Here is an 18,979-nt window from a genome sequence, read left to right as displayed (position 1 = left end):
GGAAGATCGGGGGAGGAAGCGCGCGCCGCCGGATCGGCCCGGCGGCGCGGCAGGCGGGCTCAGCCCGGCCCGGTCAGCTGGTGGCCTGTGCCTGCGCGTTGGGACGCCAGGTGATCAGCTTGTTCTCGACCACGTCCAGCAGCGCGTCGATGACCAGCACGAAGGCGGCCAGGATGATGATGCCGGCGAACACACCCACGGCATTGAAGTTGCCCTCGGCCTGCGCGATCAGGTAGCCCAGGCCCGCCGAGGCGCCGAGGTACTCGCCGATGATCGCACCGACCACGGCAAAGCCGACCGAAGTACGCAGCGAAGACAGGATCCAGCTCGCCGCTGCGGGGAAGTAGACATGGCGCAGCAGGTCGCTGCGGCTCGCCCCCAGGATGCGGGCATTGGCCAGCACCACCGGATTCACCTCGCGCACGCCCTGCATGGCATTGAAGAACGTGGTGAAGAACACCAGCGTGACCGCCAGCGCCACCTTCGACCACAGCCCCAGGCCCAGCCACAGCACGAAAATCGGCGCCAGCACCACGCGCGGAATCGCGTTGAAGCCCTTGATGAAGGGATCGAGGATGCGTGCCGAGCGGCGGCTCAGGCCGAGCCAGACGCCGCCGGCCACACCCAGGCCGGTACCGATGATGTAGCCCAGCGCGGTTTCGGTCAGCGTGATGTAGACATGCTGATAGAACGAGGTATCGGACAGCCAGGTCCAGGCCTGCTGCACGATCGCTGTTGGCGAAGGGAAGAAGAACGGATCGATCACGCCCAGCGCGATACCGCCTTCCCAGCCGCCGAAAACGGCGACCACCAGCGCGAGCTGGATGAACTTGTCAGTCTTGGCGTGCATAGCTCTTCTCCACTTCGCCGCGCAGGCAGGCCCAGATGTCGCGGTACAGGTCGGTGAAACGGTCATCCAGCTTGATCTCGGCCACGTTCCTCGGCCGTTCCAGATCCACATCGAAACTGCGCACCACGCGGCTGGCCGGGCCGGAGGACAGCACCACCACGCGGTCGCCCAGGGCGATCGCTTCTTCCAGGTCGTGGGTGATCAGGATCACCGAGCGCCGGTCTTCCTGCCACAACCGCAGCAGCTCGTTCTGCATGAGGTGGCGGGTATGGATGTCCAGCGCCGAGAACGGCTCATCCATCAGGATCACCTTCGGCTCGACGATCAAGGCCTGGGCCATCTGCACGCGCTTGCGCTGGCCACCGGACAGCTGGTGCGGGTAGCGATGCTCGAAGCCGGCCAGGCCGACCTTGGCCAGCCAAGCGTTGGCCTTGGCCTTGCGTTCGGCCTCGGGCACACCACGGAAGCGCAGGCCGAGTTCAACATTCTGGTACGCGGTCTTCCACGGCAGCAGCGCGTCCTGCTGGAACAGGTAGCCGACCGACTCCTGCACGCCGCTGACGGCACGGCCATCGATGCTGACCTGGCCCGACGACGGCTTCAGCAGGCCCGCCACGGAATTGAGGATGGTGCTCTTGCCGCAGCCGGTCGGCCCGACGATGGCAAGGAACTCGCCGTCACCCACCTGGATGTCGACATCGCGTACGGCGGTGAATTCGCCGAAGGACATGGTCACCTTGTTGATAGCGACCATGGTCTGTGCAGGCTCCAGCTGCGGCGCGCCATTGAACTGGCGCACGGTGGCATTGAGGGCCATGGGTTACCTCCGCTTACGGTTGGGCAGCCGGCGCCGCAGCGTTGGCACGCTCGACGAAGGCATTGGTGTAGGTCCGGGACAGATCAATATCGGCCTTGGCGACATCCGTGTTGAACTCACGCAGCACCTTCAGCGGTGTTTCCAGATCGGCAGGCGTGAAGTGACCGTCCCGGGTGAAGATCGCGCGCGCGTTCTCCACCGCGCGGGCATAGGTGGCGCGGTCACCGGAGACGTAGCTGTCCGGCAGCGCCGCCACGATGTCTTCAGCACTGTTGTCGGCGATGAACTTCAAGGCCATCTGCTCGGCGCGGGCGATCTTCTCGGCCGCTTCGGGTCGCTTGTCAAGGAAGCTCTGGTTGGCGTACATCACCGAAGTCGGGTACAGGCCGCCATAGACCTGGCGGGCGCCGTCGTCGCTGCGCGCGTCGAGGATGATCCTGCCGACCTTGCGCTCGGTGATCAGGGTGGCGGCAGGATCATAGTTGACCAGCAGGTCGATCTTGCCCTGCTCCAGCGCGGCCACCGCTGCGGCGCCCGAGCCGACGCCGATCAACGAGATGCTGTCGGCCGGAATATCGTGCTGGGCGAGGAAGTGACGGACGAAGAAGTCGGACGAGGAGCCCGGCGCGGTGATCCCGACCTTCTGGCCCTTGATGGTCTCCGGGCGCGCCGGATCGAAGGTGGCATCCTCGCGGCCGGCCATCACCAGGCCGGAGTTGCGCGAGAGCAGTACGAAGGCCACCACGTCCTTGCCCTTGGCCTGCATCTGGATGGTGTGGTCGTAGAAGCCGACGGCCACGTCGGTGGAATTGGCCACCAGCGCCTGCAGCACCTTGGAGCCGCCCTGGGCGAAGTTCTCGGTCTTCACCTGCAGGCCGACGTCCTTGAAGTACCCCTTGGCGTCGGCGATGAAGAACGGCAGGTTGTTGAGGTTGTAGGAGCCGACGCTGATGCGTACCGGGGCATTGTCGCCACCGCCGGCGGATGCGCCTTCGGTGCGCCCGCTGTTGCTGCATCCGGCCGCGGCCAGACCGGCCGCGCACAGCGCGGCCAAGAAGAACTGCTTGTACATCATCCCTCCCAGGAGTGAAGCATCTACGTTGTAATGGAGGGCATGCGCGTCTACGCAGGCCCGTCCGGGTTCAGATCATGCCGCTGACGTCCATTGGCGGGCTTGGGTGGCAGTGGCCGTGGCGGGCGCGGGCGAAGTCGCGTACACGCGCCCCTCGAACAAGCGGCGTGCGGTGCGGACCACGCTGGCAATCACCGGCGAATCGCCCGAGCTGCGACTGAGGCCCACCTCCAGGGCCCCACTCGGATGTTCGAGGGTAATGCTGCCGGGAACGGACCGGCATCCGACCAAAGTGTGGGCCAGCGTGCCCGGCGTGACGGCGGCGGTGGCCAGGCCGACCGCACCGGTAATGGCCAGTGCGGTGTGGCATTGGTGCGGCATGAAATAGCGCACCTGCAGATCGCCGCCCTGTTGCGGCGCCGACAGCAGCACCGGCTTGGGAATGACCTTGTTGCCGGCGTCGGCGATGCCCATGCGGGCGCCCGCCTCGATGCGCAGCGCTTCCAGCCGGCGCATGAACGCCGCGTCCGCGTTCAGTTCGGCGGGCGAGGCATCACCGCGCACGCCCAGGTCTTCGGCACGCACCAGCATCATCGGCATGGCGCAGTCCACCAGGCTGGCCGGCACGCCATCGATGGTTTCCTGCGCATGCCCGCTGGGCAGCAGCTTGCCGGTGCGGGCGCCTGCCGCATCAAGGAAGGAGAGCCTGACCGGCGCGGCTGAGCCCGGCGCGCCGGCAATGCGCGTATCACCGCGGTAGGCCACATTGCCGCCCGGCGTTTCCACCGTCGCGATGATCAGCTTGCCGGTGTTGACGTTGTGGATGCGCACCTCGGTCTGCGGATCCTGCGCCTGCACCAGCCCACGCTCGATGGCATACGGGCCCACGGCCGCCAGCATGTTGCCGCAGTTGGGCGAGGTATCCACCACCTGCTGCTCCACCCGGACCTGGGCGAACAGGTAGTCCACGTCGGCGTCCGCCCGGCTCGAGCGGTCGATGATCGCCGCCTTGCTGGTCAGCGCGTTGCCACCGCCGATGCCATCGATCTGCAACGGATGGCCCGAGCCCATCACTTCCAGCAGCAGGCGATCCCGTTCGGCGGTGTCCGCCGGCAGGTCGCTGGCCAGGAAGAACGGGCCCTTGGAGGTGCCGCCGCGCATGAGCACGCAGGGAATGCTGAGCAGATCGTTGGACATACGTGTGCTAGATTGATGCGTATAGGGGATGAATGACCCCTCTGTGATTCGATACTGGCATGACCCTAATTGATCTGTGAATTGCTGATTTTTGGATGATTGATACCCAATGAGCATCAATTGCGAAATCCTGGATCTACGCGCGTTCCTGCTGGTATCGGAGACACGCAGCTTCCATCGCGCCGCGGAAATCCTGCACGTCTCCCAGCCAGCACTCAGCCGGCGGATCCAGAAACTGGAGCAGGCCGTGGGTTCGCCACTGCTGGAGCGCACCACGCGCAGCGTCAGCACTACGGCTGTCGGCGAGAACCTGCTGCCGCTGGTGCGCCGCATGCTGGAGGAATTCGATGGCTCGCTGTTCTCACTGCGCGGCCGCGAAGACACCCGCGGCGCTACCGTGACCATCGCGTGCCTGCCGACGGCGGCGTTCTACTTCCTGCCCAGCGTGATGGCGCGTTTCCACGAAGCGCACCCGAACGTGCGCTTCCGCATCCTGGATATCCCGGCGACGGAGGGTCTGCAGGCAGTGGAACGTGGCGAAGTCGAGTTCGGCATCAACTTCATGGGCGCCAACGATCCCAATCTCGACTTCGACGTACTGGCTGAGGACCCCTTCGTCCTCGCCTGCCGACGTGATCATCCGCTGGCCCGCAAGCGCAAGGTGGAATGGGCTGATCTGGCCGAGCACCAGCTGATCACCGTGCATCGCACCAGCGGCAACCGCACGCTGCTGGACGGCGCGCTGGCGCGCGAGAACCTCAAGTTGAGCTGGCACTATGAAGTGACGCACCTGTCGACGTCACTGGGCATGGTCGAGGCGGGCATCGGCGTGTCGGTGCTGCCGAAGATGGCCACGCCGGACGGGGATCACCCCACCCTGGTGACGCGCGCGATCGGCAACCCGGTGGTGTCACGCACGATCGGCATCGTCCGCCGCCGCGGCGCCCTGCTCTCGCCCACGGCGGAGCGATTCCTGCAGATGCTGATGAGCCAGTGGCGCGGGGAGGCGTGAGCAACTGCGCGGTTCACGCACCCATCCGTTCCGGCACACTGGGCGCTGACAAGGCCGCCCTTCATGACGAAGCCGCGAAGATCGACGCAATACCTGCAAGCGATCCCACGGCCACCCACGAGAGCGTGGCGAATGCAACCAGCAACACCTTCCGGTGGACGACCTGCGCTTCGTTTTGGGACTCCGGCCACCGCGCATAGGGCCTGGAGAAACCCAGGAGTTCGCCGGTGACTGTCAGCGCTCCCATGAGGATCAGTGCGGTCACGCAGAAGCCCAAAATGGAACCAATGAGGGCCACATGCTGGGCATCGCCAATAGCCGGCTGAGTGCCGGCCAAAGCCTTTACAAGCTGGCCCGTCCACCTTGCGGGCAGCCAGGCCAGGGCTGCGACAATACCGAAGTGACTGGCCACGTTGATCCAGAACCAGGATGTGGTCTTCATGACGTCAGCGTTTCCGGTGTTGGCCAGTGGCGGGCATCGTGACGCCTGCGTCAGCCCCGCACAACCCTGCATGGGGAAGCCGGCCAGCGGCCGGCACTACCCGGGCGATCAGCCTGCGGTTTCCAGCCCCTTGCCTGCCGCATCCATCCGCAGCGAGGCCAGGTACCGGGCGTACTTGCCGACGAAGATGCCGGTGAATCCGCCTGCCAGCAGCAGGTAGGCGGCAATGAAGCCGGCACTGGCGGACAGCGACGGCGACACCGCAAATGCGACTTCGAACCCGTACTTCACCAGGAAGGTGATCAGCAGCAGCGGCAGCAGGCTGAAATCCGCGCTGCGCCAGAGCCTGCCGGTGCTGCGGTCCAGCGTCAGCTTCAATCGACTCAGCAGCAGCCAGGCAAGCGTCGCGCCCGTGGCGATGCCGGCCAGCCATTCGCTCCAGGCGCTCAGCGACGCGCCGAAGCGATGACTGACCGACCACGCACCCCAGACGGCGAACAAGGCGGGTACGATCGCCAGCTTCTGCAGCGAGGTCTCGGCCGGCTTCATGGCGGCGATGCCACGGGTGATCAGGAAGGCCAGGAGCAGCCAGACCCAGATTGGCGTCTGCGAGGCGAGGTGCTGGAGCATGTTCATGAGCGGTCCCCTTGGTGAGTGGTGGCGAGGTGCCCTCGCCTTGGCGCTCACTATTCGCTTCCGCCCGGGTTGCAGCCAGTGACAGCTGTCAGCCATCGCGGGTTACGCTGCGGACACTTTAAATGCGCCGCCGGTACTGCTCCATCCACTCCAGCGACGGCGCAACACCACCGAACGGGAAGAAATGCGGGCTGACCTGGCCATGGGCGTCCGTCAGCCCCTTCACCAGGCGATCGACGAACACCTCCGGCCCTGCCGTGCCGAGCAGCCGGCCGATCGAGATGCCATACCGGGCCAGCATCGATGCACTGGCGCCCACGCCGCACATGGCGGCGTAGCGCAGCAGGCGAGAGATGCTTGCCGGGCCCGGCACGCCGACCAGCACCGGGACGCTGATGCCACGCGCGCGCAGTGCATCCAGCCAAGCCAGCACGGCATCGGCATCGAAGGCGAACTGGGTGACGATCAAGGGGGCCATGCCGCGCGCTTCGATGCTCTGGCATTTACGCTCAAGCGCCTGCCAGCGTTCGTCACTGCTCATTACCGGATGTCCTTCCGGGTGCCCGCCGATAGCAACGACCTTGATGCCGGATTGCTCCAGAACACCGGTCTGGATGATCGAAGCGCTGTCGGCAAACGGTCCGGCGGGCGTGGCCAGGTCGCCCGCGATCAGCAGGCAACGCGCGACCCCGGCTTCGCCGGCGGCACGCTCCAGGAAGCGTTCAAGCGCTGCGCGTGACCCGACGCGCCGCGCAGAGAGATGCGGCATCGGTTCGAATCCGAGCGCACGCACCGTGCGCGCGGCGGCCAGGCGGGCGTCGTCATCCTCGCTGGCCAGGTAGGGAATGGAGATGACGGTACCGCGCGGGATCCGATCCGCCTCGGCGCACAGCGCGGGCATGGCCTTCGCGCTGACTTCCAGTGAAAAAGCGCTGATGAAGGCGTCCGCCCGCAGTGACAGGCCGGCCGGCATCAACGTGCTCCGCCCACATTGCCGGCAAGCGGCGAGCTGTTGCGGGCCAGTTCGATGAAGGCCTGCAGGTAGTCGATACCGGTATCGGCCTCGCGCGCGCCCAGGTAGATCTGCTTGGGGATGCCCTTGGCGCCCAGCCGTACGGGCACCACGTCCATGCGCGTGGCGTACTCCTCCACCAGCCAGCGCGGCATGGCAGCCACGCCGCGGCCGCTGGCCACCATCTGCATCATGATGTCGGTGGTTTCAATGGCCTTGTGGCGCCGCGGGGTGATGCCGGCCGGCAGCAGGAACTGGTTGTAGATGTCCAGGCGCTCGAACGGCACCGGGTAGCTGATCAGCACTTCCTGGCTGAGCTGGCGCGGCTTTACGTGGTCCACCTTGGCCAGGGCGTGGTTGCTGGCCACCACCAGCACCTGCTCGTAGTCGAACACCGGGATGAACTTCAGGCCCGGCTTCAGCAGTGGATCAGGCGTGACCAGCAGGTCGATCTCGTAGCCGAACAGCGCGCCGATGCCGCCGAACTGGAACTTCTGCTTGACGTCCACATCCACGTCCGGCCACGCGGCCAGGTACGGCGAGACGATCTTCAGCAGCCACTGGTAACAGGGGTGGCATTCCATGCCGATGCGCAGCGCGCCGCGCTCGCCCTGGGCAAACTGGCGCAGGCGCTCCTCGGCCAGGTCCAGCTGCGGCAGCACCCGGTTGGCGACTGCCAGCAGATATTGCCCGGCCTGGGTCAGCCGCAGGCTGCGGCCTTCGCGCAGCCAGACATCGGTACCCAGCTGCTGCTCCAGCTTCTTCATGCTGTGGCTGAGCGCCGACTGGGTCAGGTTGAGCACGCCGGCCGCTGCGGTGAGCGAGCCCTGCTGCTCGACCTGCTGCACGATGCTGAGGTGGATCCGCTCCAACATAAAGATGAATCTCACTCATGGATAGGTGAAGTAATACCATTTTACGTCATGGAAAGGCATGACTAGGATCGGGTCATGCCTTCATCCCAACGCCCCCTCCGTATCGTCGCCGTTTCCGGTGGACTGCAGCGCCCCTCCCGGGCCGCCACCCTCGCCGAGCACCTGCTGGGCCTGATCGGCGAGAACATGCGCAGCGAACAACAGCTGATCGAACTCGGCGAGCTGGCGCCGCAGCTGGCCGGTGCGCTTTGGCGTTCGCAGCTCCCGGAGGTTGTCGAGCGCCAGCTGGTGGCCGTCGAACGGGCCGATGTCCTCGTGGTGAGCACGCCGGTCTATCGCGGCTCCTACACAGGGCTGTTCAAGCACTTCTTCGACTTCATCGACCAGGACGCGCTGGTCGATACCCCCATCCTGCTGGCCGCGACCGGCGGCAGTGACCGCCATGCACTGGTGATCGATCACCAGCTGCGGCCGCTGTTCAGCTTCTTCCAGGCCCGCACCCTGCCCCTGGGCGTGTATGCCACCGACCGCGATTTCACCGAGGGGCACGTGCACAACGAAGCGCTGATCCAGCGCGCACGACTGGCGGTGCAGCGCGCAATGCCGCTGCTTGCGCTGTCCCATCGCGGCGCACCAGTCGCCGCCGCCGAGGCCATCGAAGCCCTTTGAAGCCAGATGCCGCCGACCTGCATCTGGATGTCACCCCGCAAACGGAACGCCGCCCATGACGAACGACGCCTTCACCTTCAGCATCACGCGCATCCCTTTCAACGAGGATTACCAGCCGGCCGAAGGCACGCGCATCACCACCAACTTCGCCAACCTGGCGCGCGGTGCGTCCCGGCAGGAAAACCTGCGCAACACCATCCGCATGATCAACAACCGCTTCAATGATCTGGCGCATTGGGACAACCCAAGCGCCGATCGCTACGCGGTCGAGCTGGACATCATCTCGGTGGAGATGCACATCGATGGCAACGCGGGCAGCGACCCCTTTCCCTTGATAGAAGTGCTGCGCCCGACCATTGTCGACACGCACACCGGCGCACGCACCGAAGGCATCGTCGGCAACAACTTCTCGTCCTATGTCCGTGACTACGACTTCAGCGTGGTGCTTCCGGCCAGCAACGAAGGCAAGGACACCTTCGGCATTCCGGAGGGCTTTGGCGACCTGCATGGCAAGCTGTTCAAGCACTTCCTGGAGTCTGACGCCTACCGCGCCAACTTCAGCAAGGGGCCGGTGATCTGCATCAGTGTTTCCAGCAGCAAGACCTACCACCGCTCCGAGAACCATCACCCGATCCTGGGCGTGGAATACCGCCAGGGTGAGTTCTCCCCCACTGACCAGTACTTCGACAAGATGGGCCTGCGGGTACGCTATTTCATGCCGCCGGGCAGCGTCGCACCGCTGGCGTTCTACTTCCAGGGCGACCTGCTGGGCGATTACTCGAACCTGGAGCTGATCGGCACCATCAGCACGATGGAGGCCTTCCAGAAGATCTACCGCCCGGAGATCTACAACGCCAATTCCGTGGCCGGCAAGGTCTACCAGCCCAGCCTGAAGCACCAGGATTACTCCTCCACCCGCATCGTCTACGACCGCGAAGAGCGCAGCCAGCTGGCGGTCAAGCAGGGCCGGTTCACCGAAGAACACTTCATCAAGCCGTACCGCGCCGTGCTTGAGCAGTGGGCCGCCCGCTGATCCATCGATTTCCCATTCGCCCCCAGGACACACCACACGATGCCGACGAAGACGCTGCTCCCCACCTCCACCGCAGGCAGCCTGCCCAAACCCTCCTGGCTGGCAGAGCCCGAGAAGCTCTGGTCACCCTGGAAGCTGCAGGACGAAGGCCTGATCGAGGGCAAGCAGGACGCCCTGCGCCTGTCCCTGCAGGAACAGCAGCATGCCGGCATTGATATCGTCAGTGACGGCGAGCAGACCCGCCAGCACTTCGTCACCACCTTCATCGAGCATCTCAGCGGCGTCGACTTCGAGAAGCGCGAAACCGTGCGCATCCGCAACCGCTACGATGCCAGCGTGCCGACCGTGGTTGGCGCCGTGAGCCGCCCCAGGCCGGTATTCGTCGAGGATGCGAAGTTCCTGCGCCGCCAGACCACGCAGCCGATCAAGTGGGCGCTGCCCGGCCCGATGACGATGATCGACACGCTGTACGACGCGCACTACAAGAGCCGCGAAAAGCTGGCCTGGGAGTTCGCGAAGATCCTCAACGAGGAAGCGAAGGAGCTGGAGGCCGCCGGCGTCGACATCATCCAGTTCGATGAGCCGGCCTTCAATGTGTTCTTCGACGAAGTGAATGATTGGGGCGTAGCCGCACTGGAGCGCGCGATCGAAGGGCTGAAGTGCGAGACGGCGGTACACATCTGCTACGGCTACGGCATCAAGGCCAACACCGACTGGAAGCAGACCCTGGGGTCGGAATGGCGCCAGTACGAGGAGTCGTTCCCGAAGCTACAGACCTCCAACCTCGACATCATCTCGCTGGAATGCCACAACTCCCACGTGCCGATCGACCTGATCGAGCTGGTGCGCGGCAAGAAAGTGATGGTGGGTGCCATCGACGTGGCCTCCAGCACGGTGGAAACCCCGGAGGACGTGGCCAACACCCTGCGCAGGGCGCTGCAGTTCGTGGACGCCGACAAGCTCTACCCGAGCACCAACTGTGGCATGGCGCCACTGGCGCGCGACGTGGCAAGGGGCAAGCTGCGCGCACTCAGCGCGGGGGCGAGGATCGTGCGCGAAGAACTCTCGGCATAACCCTGGCTGGGGAGGCATTGCCGTTCGAATGTCGGTTTGACGGAGCCTGGCCCGGTATCGACCAGGCTCCACCCCGCCCCTGCACTTCCGGCCGGGTCTTCATCGCGGGCTGTCGCGGCGCCAGTGCCAGCTTGATCCGTACCACCTCCCCCGCCCCGGCCTCGGCCAGGCGGCGGGCCTGCTGCCGTTGTTCCCGCGAAAGCGCGGGCGACGGCGCAGCGCCTGTTTCCGGCGCTACGTCCACCAGGCGTGCCACTGCCTCACGCAGCCGCAGCTGTGGGCAGAGCCGCGCGGCACACCAGCGCTCGGCGTAGCGCCTGGCCTGTCGCACATTCGTGGCGGCCACCACCTTGGTCTGGGACATCTTGCGTGCGTCCAGGTACACCCGGAACCCGAGCACGGCATGCGGCACGATGTTGGCCACGGAACGCCCGTTCCACCACAGGTCCCAACGCTCGCCGCTCTGCACCCAGCCGGAGGGCCGGGTGACCGTCATGAACTCTGGAAGATCGAAGGGAGAACTCATGCCGGGAAGGATACGAGCGCCCGTCGCACCGGCTGAGATCCGCGCCGTGTGCTTGTTCTTGACCATGAATCGTTAAGGCGCGCTTCCCTCCGCTACGCCTGCTCCGCGCCGTCGCGCCAGGGGAACAAGAACTGAAGTTTCGCGTCACGCATCGATGATGCTTTCGATCCAATCGATGTAGCGGGACACGCGCACGTTGTAGACCACCTGCCCGTAGAAACCCGCCTCCAGCGCATGCTCGGGAACGGCGGTGATCCAGGAACCGAGGCCCACCAGCTGCCAGGTCCCATCTTTCCTGATCACCAGCGGGCCACCGCTATCGCCGTTGCCGAGCACGCCTTCAAGGGGAAGGCCCTGCGGAGGCGGATCGAAACGGTACCAGAGATAACGCGCGTTGCCGCCAGTGATCGCGTTGCAGGCCCGACGCAGGGTCGTACGATGTGACCCGCCGGGTACCAGTCCAGTCGCACCGTTGCCAGTGGCGCCCTTCCCTATCAGGGCGGCGACCTGCGTGACCTCATCGGCGCCACGGTAGAGTGCGACCGGCGGAATATCGCTCACCGGTGCGGCAAGTTTGATCAATGCAATGTCATCGGACGCCGCCAGAAACGCGTGGATTTTCGACGCACTCCCCGTTGCCATGGCTTCCTCGCCCAGCGCCTCGGGCATCCTGCGGTAGCCGGGATGCAGGAAGACACGCTCGACGCCGTAGCCCTTCCCATCGAGGGTGATGGTCGCGCCCATCCCCTCCATCGGTGCGGCATGCGCTGCGGTCAGCACCCAGCGCGGTGCGATCAGGACGCCGTGCCCCTCGCCTGGCATGTCCGCCAGTGCCGGGAACACCGATGCGTCGATCTGGTACCTGGCATCGTCAACATCATCGCGGATGACCACGGCACCGGCAGCGAACGGGAGCGTGGCCAATGCCAGGAGAATCCAGCGGTTCATGATTGCTTTCATCCCTGCAGTTCAATCACAACAGCCTAGGGCATGGCCCTGCCATACCGGGACATCGTGCGACCAATCCCGGCGATGGCCGACGAACGCGGGGAAACGGGAGTTGAAGCCAGGCAGGCCATGCCCTACCTGCGGCCCCGATAGGGTTCGCAGCCCACGCCGTCATTGTCACGATCGAGGTGCGGGCCATACCCCGGATCACCACGCCGTACCGGCGCCGCCCCGGCGGCGCGGGCCTCCGCGCAGTTGGCAAACACCCGGGAACTGCGCGCGGGGGCGGGGGCGAAACTGCTGCGCGGAGTGTCGACGTATCGAGGGGCGGTTGGAGCGCCTCGATGGCAGTGATACTCACCCGTTTTCCGGTTGGTGTGGCACCCCTGCTTGTCGAGCCCGCCCGGATGCGCGAGCGCATTGGCGGACAGTGCCAGTGCGAGCATGCCGGATGCAGTCAATACGCTGGAAACGCGGCGTCGGGTGTCCATGCCTTCCCCCTGTCAGGCAATCCTGCCAAGGGGAAGGCTAGCATGGTGTCTCGACCGCCAGGTTTGACGCTGCAGCGGCTGCCACTCAACGCAGGTAGTCCTTCAGGAACAGCCAGGTGATCAGCGTCGGCAAGATCAACAAGAAGAAGCTGCGGGGCCTGCACGACCCGGAGGCAGGCGCCGGCAGTCGCTGATCCCTGAGCGGCCACGGGCTCTGCGCCAACGCGGGGAAATCAATGCACCCGCGCTCCTGTTCCGTCGGTTCCGCCGCATACATCGTGGCTGGCGCCGATCCTCCCTCGCCCCTCGCTCCTACAGTGGATTCGCGGCGACGCACGGCCTGCACCCCCGATGGCAACGCCGCCGCCCCCACTTTTCGAGCCCACAGGAGCGAGACATGGCATGCCTTTCCCGGACTATCGCTGACACAGCGGCAATGCGCCCAGCCCCCTCCACGCAGGTTGAACGGGGGGGTGCACCATGAACCAGGTCTACGTCGCAGTCTGGGATGGAGCCCACTATCTGGTCGTCCGCAAACGGGTGCTCAACAGCTGGTGGGGCAGCAATTCCGTTGTCGTACTTTCTGCCGAGGCGATTGCCGCTGTGCTGGCCATCCGCAACGCGTCCGGCGGTGGCACAGAGCAGGACTGGGATCTGGTGAAGAAGCTGCTTTCCGGCGCCTGGCGCGCCGCAGGGTCAGTCGCCTACCGCGGCGAACGCACGCTGCCCCGCACCATGGACGCACTGGACCGGGCGCTTGAAAGCGCCGAACGCACGCATCCGCAAACCGATGACATCGCCATGGAGACGCTGGCCGCTCTGCAGAGCCTGTTCCGCGAGGACGCAAGAACCCCTCCCACGTTCAGCGCTGCGCGTGCAACCTTGCGGGAGCTCTCCATCGCGTTGCCGCCGCCCACCCGGGGTGCGCCGAACTGGGCCGCTGCGTTGATACTGGCACAACGCCTGGTGGCGGAAGTCGGAGCGTGGTCGGATGCCCTGCCCCCGGCGCTGGTGAACCAGGCGGGCCAATGGGCCCTGCCCGGCGGCGGCCGCCTGAACAACGAACGCAAAGAGCGCGCCGCGCGCCGCGAGTTCGAGGAGGAGCTCGGCATCTGGCTTGGGCAGGGACGCGCCGCATGCGATCTGCGTGCCCGGCTGTTTCCGGATGGGGGAGGCAGCTTCTCCCTGGTTCGCTTCCGCACCACGGCCGAGGGGCTTCTGCGGATGGCGCAGGAGGCCGAGAACAACGTCCAGGCCAGTGCCAGCAGCCCTGCGCGCCCCCAGTCCTGCCTGGTGACCGACTGGGAAGTGGCGAGCATCGGACGGGTGCCGGTGGCCAATCTGCGCAATGTCCTCGGGGCACGTGTGGAGGTTCCGGGCGAAGGAACACTGGAGGTTGACGAGGCCCTGGCCGGCGCCAGGCCCGGTTGCCAGGAGATCGACTGGTACCGGGAGATCGCCGCTCTGCTGTCACCCGCCTGAGCCTCCAGCGCGCACCCGTGTGATCCCCTGCAACCCTAGCGAGGCCCCTCCATGAAAGAGAGCACGCCCGAACGCGAGGCCCGGCGCCACATCAGCAAGCAGCTCACCGCGCAGATCAACAACGCGCAGGTGTATCCCGACGTCCGCTCGGTCGTGGTGAAGGCCCTGGCCGACATCAAGGACCAGCTGCGCAGCCTGTCCAGCAAGGTACGGCGGGATTACAGCCTGAAACCCGGTGAGCCGTTGATGTTCTTCTACGTCAAGGGCGGCAATGCGCTGGACGCACTGCTTGAACGCCCGGTAGACCCGCCGCCGACGCTGTTCGATTTCGGCAGGTCCGACTGGGACACGCAGGTGGTGATCAACCCCTGGATCCCGATCCCGGCACAGGACGCCCTGCACGGCGGTGTTGAAGACATCGTGATCGACGTGATGCAGGGTGCCGGCCTCAACATCGCGCTGGAGATCAGCGTCTTCCCACCCAACCAGAATCCGCTGGCCGGCCAGGTGGTGGATCTTGCATCGGTGGACATCCATGTGCCGCCCGGCCAGCAGTGCCTGGTGACATGTGACAACCCGCAGACGTTCCGGAAGGTGTACGAACGTGACCGTGCGGGCCTGCATCTGTTCACCAGCGAGCCATTGAAGGGCATAGGCACCTCCACGGCCGTCGCCAGCACGTCCGTGCTGCCACCGCCGCAGCCGCCGCAGCCCGTCCAGCCGCCGCCTGTCCCTCCGCCGCCACCCGGCATCATCCTCAACGACGGCATCAAACCGTTCGTGCTGTACCGCATGGGCTATACCTGGCACGCGCGATGGGTGAAGGACCCGAAGGCGCCTGCCGGCGATGACCCGGTGACGCCGCGGCCGATCCTGATGGAACTGATCGATGTCACCACGCCGCGCCGCGATACCGTGGAGGCCATGACAGTGTGGTCGGACATCCTCCGCAACCACCTGGTGATTGCCGAGGATGCCGGCGCGGAAGAGCGCTGGCGGCTGCCCCTGCCCAGCATGGAGTACCACCTGTGGGAAGGCCTGACCGTGCTGTGCGAGATCGCTGCCTATCCCGGCTGGCCAGGCGCGGACAAACTGCAGAAACGTCGCCGCAACGTGCAGCGCATCCACGACTGGTACCGCGACCAGCAGGGCGACCTCGCGACGTTCGGCCGGGTCATCGATGGCATCGCGGCGGCGCCGGTGTTCTCCGATGACACGGACTGCATGCAGCAGGTCGATGCCTGCATGCGTGAGGTCAAGGCGCGCATGCAGGCGTCAGCCTCGGGATTCGATCACGGCGCGCTGTCGGCCACCCACGCGCAGCGTCTGGCGCACGGGCGGCAATGGGGCGTGCAACGGGTCGCAGCGCTGCTGCAACGCCTGGGTGCACCTGCCGCTTCGTGCGGCTACAGCGACGATCTCGCCTTGATCGGGACACTGGCACAGAACCCGTACCTGGATGTCACCCAGGTGCCGATCTCCGGCGTCGACTGCGCGATGATCATCCGCACCGACCCCGCAACGCTGCGCAAGGCGACGGCGGCCAACTGCTTCCTTGCGCTTGCCCAGGATCTCGGCGCGCACATGACCATCGAGGATTCCCTGCACTCGACCGTACGCGCCACAGGTGTCAGCTACGAGCGGACGCTGGTGATCTTCGATGCGCCGCATTCGCCGTCGGCGCGCGTGGCCAAGGCAATTCTGACGTTGACCACTGCAGGTCCGATCGATTGCCCATTCCACGACAGCCCCCATGGTTCCGGGCAGGCCATCGCACCGTTGCTGGACATGGACAACCAGCGCAAGGTGGCGGCCTCGATCATCCAGGGATTCGTGCAACGGGCGAACCTGTCCAGGCAGCACGAAATGATCCGAGTGTTGCTGCCGTAGGGGGAGTGAGCCGCGCCACCCTGCCCTGCACCTGGATCGCATCAATCGCGCAAACTCCGCCGCAGCACGGGTGCGGAGCAACTGATCCACCGGGAAACGCCTTCGCCCGGCATGGCGTCGAGCGAAGGCCGTGTGGCTTTGAATCAATGCAGCGGCACCTTCAGCACCGAAGGCGCGTTGGCCGGCGAGCTGAAGGTCACCGCCCCCCCCAGCTGGCTGATGCCCGCATAGCGCAGGTCCACGGTATCGACCACCAGGGTCAGCCGGCTGCCGGTCGGGAGGTTCCAGCTGCTGGCTTCCAGGCGAAGATCGATGGTTCTCGGCTGGCCGGGCGTGGCACCGCGCAGGGTGTACGGCTTGTGGCTGATCAGCTGGCCGTTGCCCAGCATATCCTCGGCATACAGGTAGGCATACAGCGTGGTGTTGGCGCGCGTGGGCGTCACCGTCAACCGCACTTCCGGTGCGCCATCCAGGCGGCGTGCACTCCAGTAGATCGGGCCCTGCCAGACGCCTGCGGCGTTGCGGCCAACGAATGGTACATAGGCACCGGGCGGCAGGTTGAACATCTGCAGCGCGCCGGACGCCATCACCACGCCGGAGTTGGCGGCAGTCAGCAGGCCGCTGCCGATCCGGTAGTTCCAACCGGTGCCGCCACCGCTCTCGGCCAGCCCTCCGGTGGGCAGCAGAAGCCCGGTCGGCGCGGTCAGCCCGTAGCTTACGGCGCCGGTAGAGGTGGCCTGCCAGTCCGGATAACGGCTCCAGTTGCCCTTCTGCGACTTCAACTGCACCGCCGGCTGGCGATCGATGCCATTGGCGACGCCCTTGAGGTAGTGGTCGAACCAGTCGCCCACCGTGGCATAGACCTCATTGGGAATGCCGAGCGCACCGAAGGCTTCGTTGAGGGCGTGGTCGCCGTGGCGCAGCTGCAACTGCTTGGGTCCCTTCAGGCGGGTGAAGAAGTCGACCAGCTGGCCCGGCGGAAACAGGCTGTCGTTGAAGGCGTTGGCGAGGAATACCGCGGGTTGGTTGGCATTGATCTCATCAAGGCTGCTGGCCGGGCTGCGCTGTGCCGCTACCGGCAGCAGCGAGTCCACCGCCCCCTGGTAGTTGCCGACCAGCACATTGCCGTTGATGGTGGCCAGCTCCGCCCCGGGGCGGCCAGTGGCCAGTCCGGCTGCCACCAGCAGGGCGATGCCCTGTGCGCTGGGCGTGTCATGGCTGTAGAGCGACGCCTGCAGGTCGGCCCAGCCGCTCAGCGCGGCAACGGCCTTGATGCGGGGGTCGCGTGCCGCCGCCAGCAGGCTGGTGCCGGCCCCATAGGAGATGCCCGATACACCGATTCGTGAGGGGTCGGCACGGGTGTTGTCCAGCGCCCAGTCAATCAGTGCACTGACGTCCTCGACCGTGGCCGGCCCGGCGATGTCGATGCTGCCGCCCGACTCCCAGAAGCCGCGCGAGCTGTAGCTGATGACCACATAGCCGCGCTGCGCCAGCGACTGTGCCACGCCCACGTACTCCACGCTGGGCACTGCCCAGCTGCTGGGCATCACCAGCAGCGGATAGCGGCCATTGCCGGCATCCTGGGGTTCGATGACGAAGGCCCCGAGGGGCGTGCCATCCCAGCTGGGGATGGTGCGATGGGTGGTCTTGACCGTGGCCGCCAGGGCCGCGGGCGCCAGCCCGGTCAGCAGGATCAACAGCAGCAGAACCTTGCGCATCGTTGTCTCTCCCCGTCGGTGGTGGTGCAACGGATCGGACCGTACCAGTGCGAATGGTGGCTGGCACCTTGCGACGCAACATGCCGCCAAGCGCGCCTTGCTATGCTTCGAGGCACTGCGGGCCCTCCGCAGTCTCCCATCAAAGCAAGGACGCCCCCGATGCACAGGATGCTCGTCGCAGGCACGCTCTCCAGTGTCGCCTGCCTGTTCGCCCCTTCAGTGTTGGCGGAAGATGCCCCCGAACCGACCAACGACTGCGCGGAGATTGCGCGGCTGATGGCCAACGACGACTTTGCGGCACTCGACGCGATGGCCGCGCGTTTCCGCAAGGGCGAGCTCAACGCCGCCGGCCAATCCCGGCTCGGCCGTTTCTACATCTGCATGTCGCGTGCAATCGGCACGTCGCGGCAGGAGGTTCAAGCCTGGAACGACTGGTCTGCATGGGCGGCGCGCTGGGTTCAGTACGCGCCGAAGTCTGCGGCGGCCCACCTGATCACCGCACGGATTCCACTCAACCTGGCCTGGAGCTACCGCGGCAACGGATACGCCAACACCGTCAACGCCGACGACTGGGCACAGTTCCATGAGTACAACGCGGTTTCGCGGGCCTACCTGCAATCGCATGAGGATGTTGCCGGCGGCGACCCGTTCTGGCACGAGATGAACGTGCTGATCGCGCTGCGCGAAAGCGCGGATGACGACGAAATGCTGGCGCTCGTTGATCGCGCAGCGAAGGCCTTCCCCGACTACGAACCACTGCACCTCATTGCCATGGAGTACTTCACGCCGGCCTGGGGCGGCAGCGCGCAGAAGATGGAAGCCTTCGCGCGGCACTCGATGGCCAGCGCACCAAAGAAGAAGCGGGCCATGCGCTACGCACGGCTGTACTGGTCGGCCACCGAGTATTCGCCCGATCACTTCCGCGCGGCGAAGCCCGATTGGCCGCTGATGCGCCAGGGACTGGACGAAATCGCTCAGCAGTACCCGACCATCGACAACCTGGAATCGATCGTCCGCTATGCCTGCCTGGCACGCGACCGCGACGCACTGGTCCGCTGGAATCGTTTGTGGTTGAGCCGCAGCGGTTTCGACGAGGCGGCCATTGCGAGCTCGACCGAGCAAAGCAAGGCCGCATGCCTGGCGCCGGACGAAGAACAGGAAGCATTCCTGTAGCGCCCGCCGCCGCAGGCCCAGGCGCGCAGCTGGCAGGCCTGCCAGGCGCCTAGCACGCGCGC

The 18,979-nt window shown here is 65.9% G+C and carries 19 protein-coding genes; 7 read left to right on the top strand and 12 right to left on the bottom strand.

What is annotated here, in order from left to right; all coding sequences use genetic code 11:
* Positions 1 to 73 precede the first annotated feature (73 nt).
* From AC10QF_RS05260 to AC10QF_RS05245, 4 genes are all read right to left on the bottom strand, one after another.
* Complete coding sequence (locus tag AC10QF_RS05260; RefSeq protein ID WP_005409726.1) at positions 74 to 850, bottom strand: ABC transporter permease; 777 nt, start codon at positions 848 to 850, stop codon at positions 74 to 76.
* Positions 834 to 1,667, bottom strand: coding sequence for an ABC transporter ATP-binding protein (locus AC10QF_RS05255; protein WP_014647218.1), 834 nt, complete (start codon positions 1,665 to 1,667; stop codon positions 834 to 836). The genes AC10QF_RS05260 and AC10QF_RS05255 overlap by 17 nt, the downstream gene beginning before the upstream one ends.
* Before the next feature lie 13 nt (positions 1,668 to 1,680).
* Positions 1,681 to 2,739: an ABC transporter substrate-binding protein gene (locus tag AC10QF_RS05250; protein ID WP_049410922.1), complete on the bottom strand. Its 1,059-nt coding sequence runs from the start codon at positions 2,737 to 2,739 to the stop codon at positions 1,681 to 1,683.
* A gap of 75 nt (positions 2,740 to 2,814) precedes the next feature.
* Complete coding sequence (locus AC10QF_RS05245; RefSeq protein ID WP_164284105.1) at positions 2,815 to 3,936, bottom strand: 4-oxalomesaconate tautomerase; 1,122 nt, start codon at positions 3,934 to 3,936, stop codon at positions 2,815 to 2,817.
* A 109-nt stretch (positions 3,937 to 4,045) separates the two neighbouring features.
* Here AC10QF_RS05245 and AC10QF_RS05240 point away from each other — a divergent pair, with 109 nt between their 5' ends.
* Positions 4,046 to 4,948, top strand: a complete 903-nt coding sequence (locus AC10QF_RS05240) for a LysR family transcriptional regulator (protein WP_010485668.1) — start codon at positions 4,046 to 4,048, stop codon at positions 4,946 to 4,948.
* A gap of 61 nt (positions 4,949 to 5,009) precedes the next feature.
* Here the strand turns inward: AC10QF_RS05240 and AC10QF_RS05235 are convergent, their stop codons facing one another.
* The 4 genes from AC10QF_RS05235 to AC10QF_RS05220 all read right to left on the bottom strand — a co-directional run bounded on the left by AC10QF_RS05235 (position 5,010) and on the right by AC10QF_RS05220 (position 7,913).
* Positions 5,010 to 5,390, bottom strand: coding sequence for a hypothetical protein (locus AC10QF_RS05235; protein ID WP_494541882.1), 381 nt, complete (start codon positions 5,388 to 5,390; stop codon positions 5,010 to 5,012).
* A gap of 108 nt (positions 5,391 to 5,498) precedes the next feature.
* Positions 5,499 to 6,026: a DUF6622 family protein gene (locus tag AC10QF_RS05230; protein WP_111176392.1), complete on the bottom strand. Its 528-nt coding sequence runs from the start codon at positions 6,024 to 6,026 to the stop codon at positions 5,499 to 5,501.
* 118 nt (positions 6,027 to 6,144) lie between these two features.
* The gene (locus AC10QF_RS05225; RefSeq protein ID WP_494541881.1) at positions 6,145 to 6,999 is read right to left on the bottom strand and encodes a methylenetetrahydrofolate reductase; all 855 of its coding nucleotides are present in this window, start codon (positions 6,997 to 6,999) and stop codon (positions 6,145 to 6,147) included.
* Positions 6,999 to 7,913: a LysR family transcriptional regulator gene (locus AC10QF_RS05220; RefSeq protein WP_005416621.1), complete on the bottom strand. Its 915-nt coding sequence runs from the start codon at positions 7,911 to 7,913 to the stop codon at positions 6,999 to 7,001. Before AC10QF_RS05220 ends, AC10QF_RS05225 begins: the two co-directional genes overlap by 1 nt.
* Before the next feature lie 75 nt (positions 7,914 to 7,988).
* Between AC10QF_RS05220 and msuE the strand changes: the two genes are divergently transcribed.
* The 3 genes from msuE to AC10QF_RS05205 are packed head-to-tail and all read left to right on the top strand — an operon-like array spanning position 7,989 to position 10,689.
* Positions 7,989 to 8,582 carry an FMN reductase gene (msuE, locus tag AC10QF_RS05215; RefSeq protein WP_065177785.1) on the top strand — a complete coding sequence of 198 codons (594 nt, stop codon included), beginning with the start codon at positions 7,989 to 7,991 and terminating at the stop codon, positions 8,580 to 8,582.
* A 55-nt stretch (positions 8,583 to 8,637) separates the two neighbouring features.
* Positions 8,638 to 9,615: a DUF1852 domain-containing protein gene (locus tag AC10QF_RS05210; protein ID WP_494541880.1), complete on the top strand. Its 978-nt coding sequence runs from the start codon at positions 8,638 to 8,640 to the stop codon at positions 9,613 to 9,615.
* Between the two features lie 39 nt (positions 9,616 to 9,654).
* On the top strand, positions 9,655 to 10,689 hold the full coding sequence (locus AC10QF_RS05205; RefSeq protein ID WP_494541879.1) for a methionine synthase: 1,035 nt from the start codon (positions 9,655 to 9,657) through the stop codon (positions 10,687 to 10,689).
* On the opposite strand, the gene AC10QF_RS05200 is transcribed toward AC10QF_RS05205, so the two are convergent.
* The 3 genes from AC10QF_RS05200 to AC10QF_RS05190 form a co-directional block, all read right to left on the bottom strand.
* Positions 10,646 to 11,281, bottom strand: a complete 636-nt coding sequence (locus AC10QF_RS05200; RefSeq protein WP_494541878.1) for a hypothetical protein — start codon at positions 11,279 to 11,281, stop codon at positions 10,646 to 10,648. The genes AC10QF_RS05205 and AC10QF_RS05200 overlap by 44 nt on opposite strands.
* A 78-nt stretch (positions 11,282 to 11,359) precedes the next feature.
* On the bottom strand, positions 11,360 to 12,163 hold the full coding sequence (locus AC10QF_RS05195; RefSeq protein WP_494541877.1) for a S1 family peptidase: 804 nt from the start codon (positions 12,161 to 12,163) through the stop codon (positions 11,360 to 11,362).
* A 134-nt stretch (positions 12,164 to 12,297) separates the two neighbouring features.
* Positions 12,298 to 12,609, bottom strand: coding sequence for an excalibur calcium-binding domain-containing protein (locus AC10QF_RS05190; protein WP_005416627.1), 312 nt, complete (start codon positions 12,607 to 12,609; stop codon positions 12,298 to 12,300).
* A 525-nt stretch (positions 12,610 to 13,134) separates the two neighbouring features.
* On the opposite strand from AC10QF_RS05190, the gene AC10QF_RS05185 reads away from it, so the two are divergent.
* Together AC10QF_RS05185 and AC10QF_RS05180 are read left to right on the top strand one after the other, a co-directional pair.
* Complete coding sequence (locus AC10QF_RS05185) at positions 13,135 to 14,136, top strand: NUDIX hydrolase (protein WP_111176397.1); 1,002 nt, start codon at positions 13,135 to 13,137, stop codon at positions 14,134 to 14,136.
* A gap of 51 nt (positions 14,137 to 14,187) precedes the next feature.
* Entirely contained in the window at positions 14,188 to 16,026 is a 1,839-nt protein-coding gene (locus AC10QF_RS05180) for a hypothetical protein (RefSeq protein ID WP_494541876.1), read from the top strand.
* 143 nt (positions 16,027 to 16,169) lie between these two features.
* On the opposite strand, the gene AC10QF_RS05175 is transcribed toward AC10QF_RS05180, so the two are convergent.
* Complete coding sequence (locus AC10QF_RS05175; RefSeq protein ID WP_494541875.1) at positions 16,170 to 17,744, bottom strand: S15 peptidase family protein; 1,575 nt, start codon at positions 17,742 to 17,744, stop codon at positions 16,170 to 16,172.
* A gap of 159 nt (positions 17,745 to 17,903) precedes the next feature.
* Here AC10QF_RS05175 and AC10QF_RS05170 point away from each other — a divergent pair, with 159 nt between their 5' ends.
* On the top strand, positions 17,904 to 18,917 hold the full coding sequence (locus AC10QF_RS05170; RefSeq protein ID WP_494541874.1) for a hypothetical protein: 1,014 nt from the start codon (positions 17,904 to 17,906) through the stop codon (positions 18,915 to 18,917).
* The last annotated feature ends 62 nt before the right edge of the window (positions 18,918 to 18,979 follow it).

It is taken from the genome of Stenotrophomonas maltophilia complex sp. Om-AH-Sm3 (genome assembly GCF_059337855.1).
This window is presented reverse-complemented; position numbering and strand designations above follow the sequence as displayed.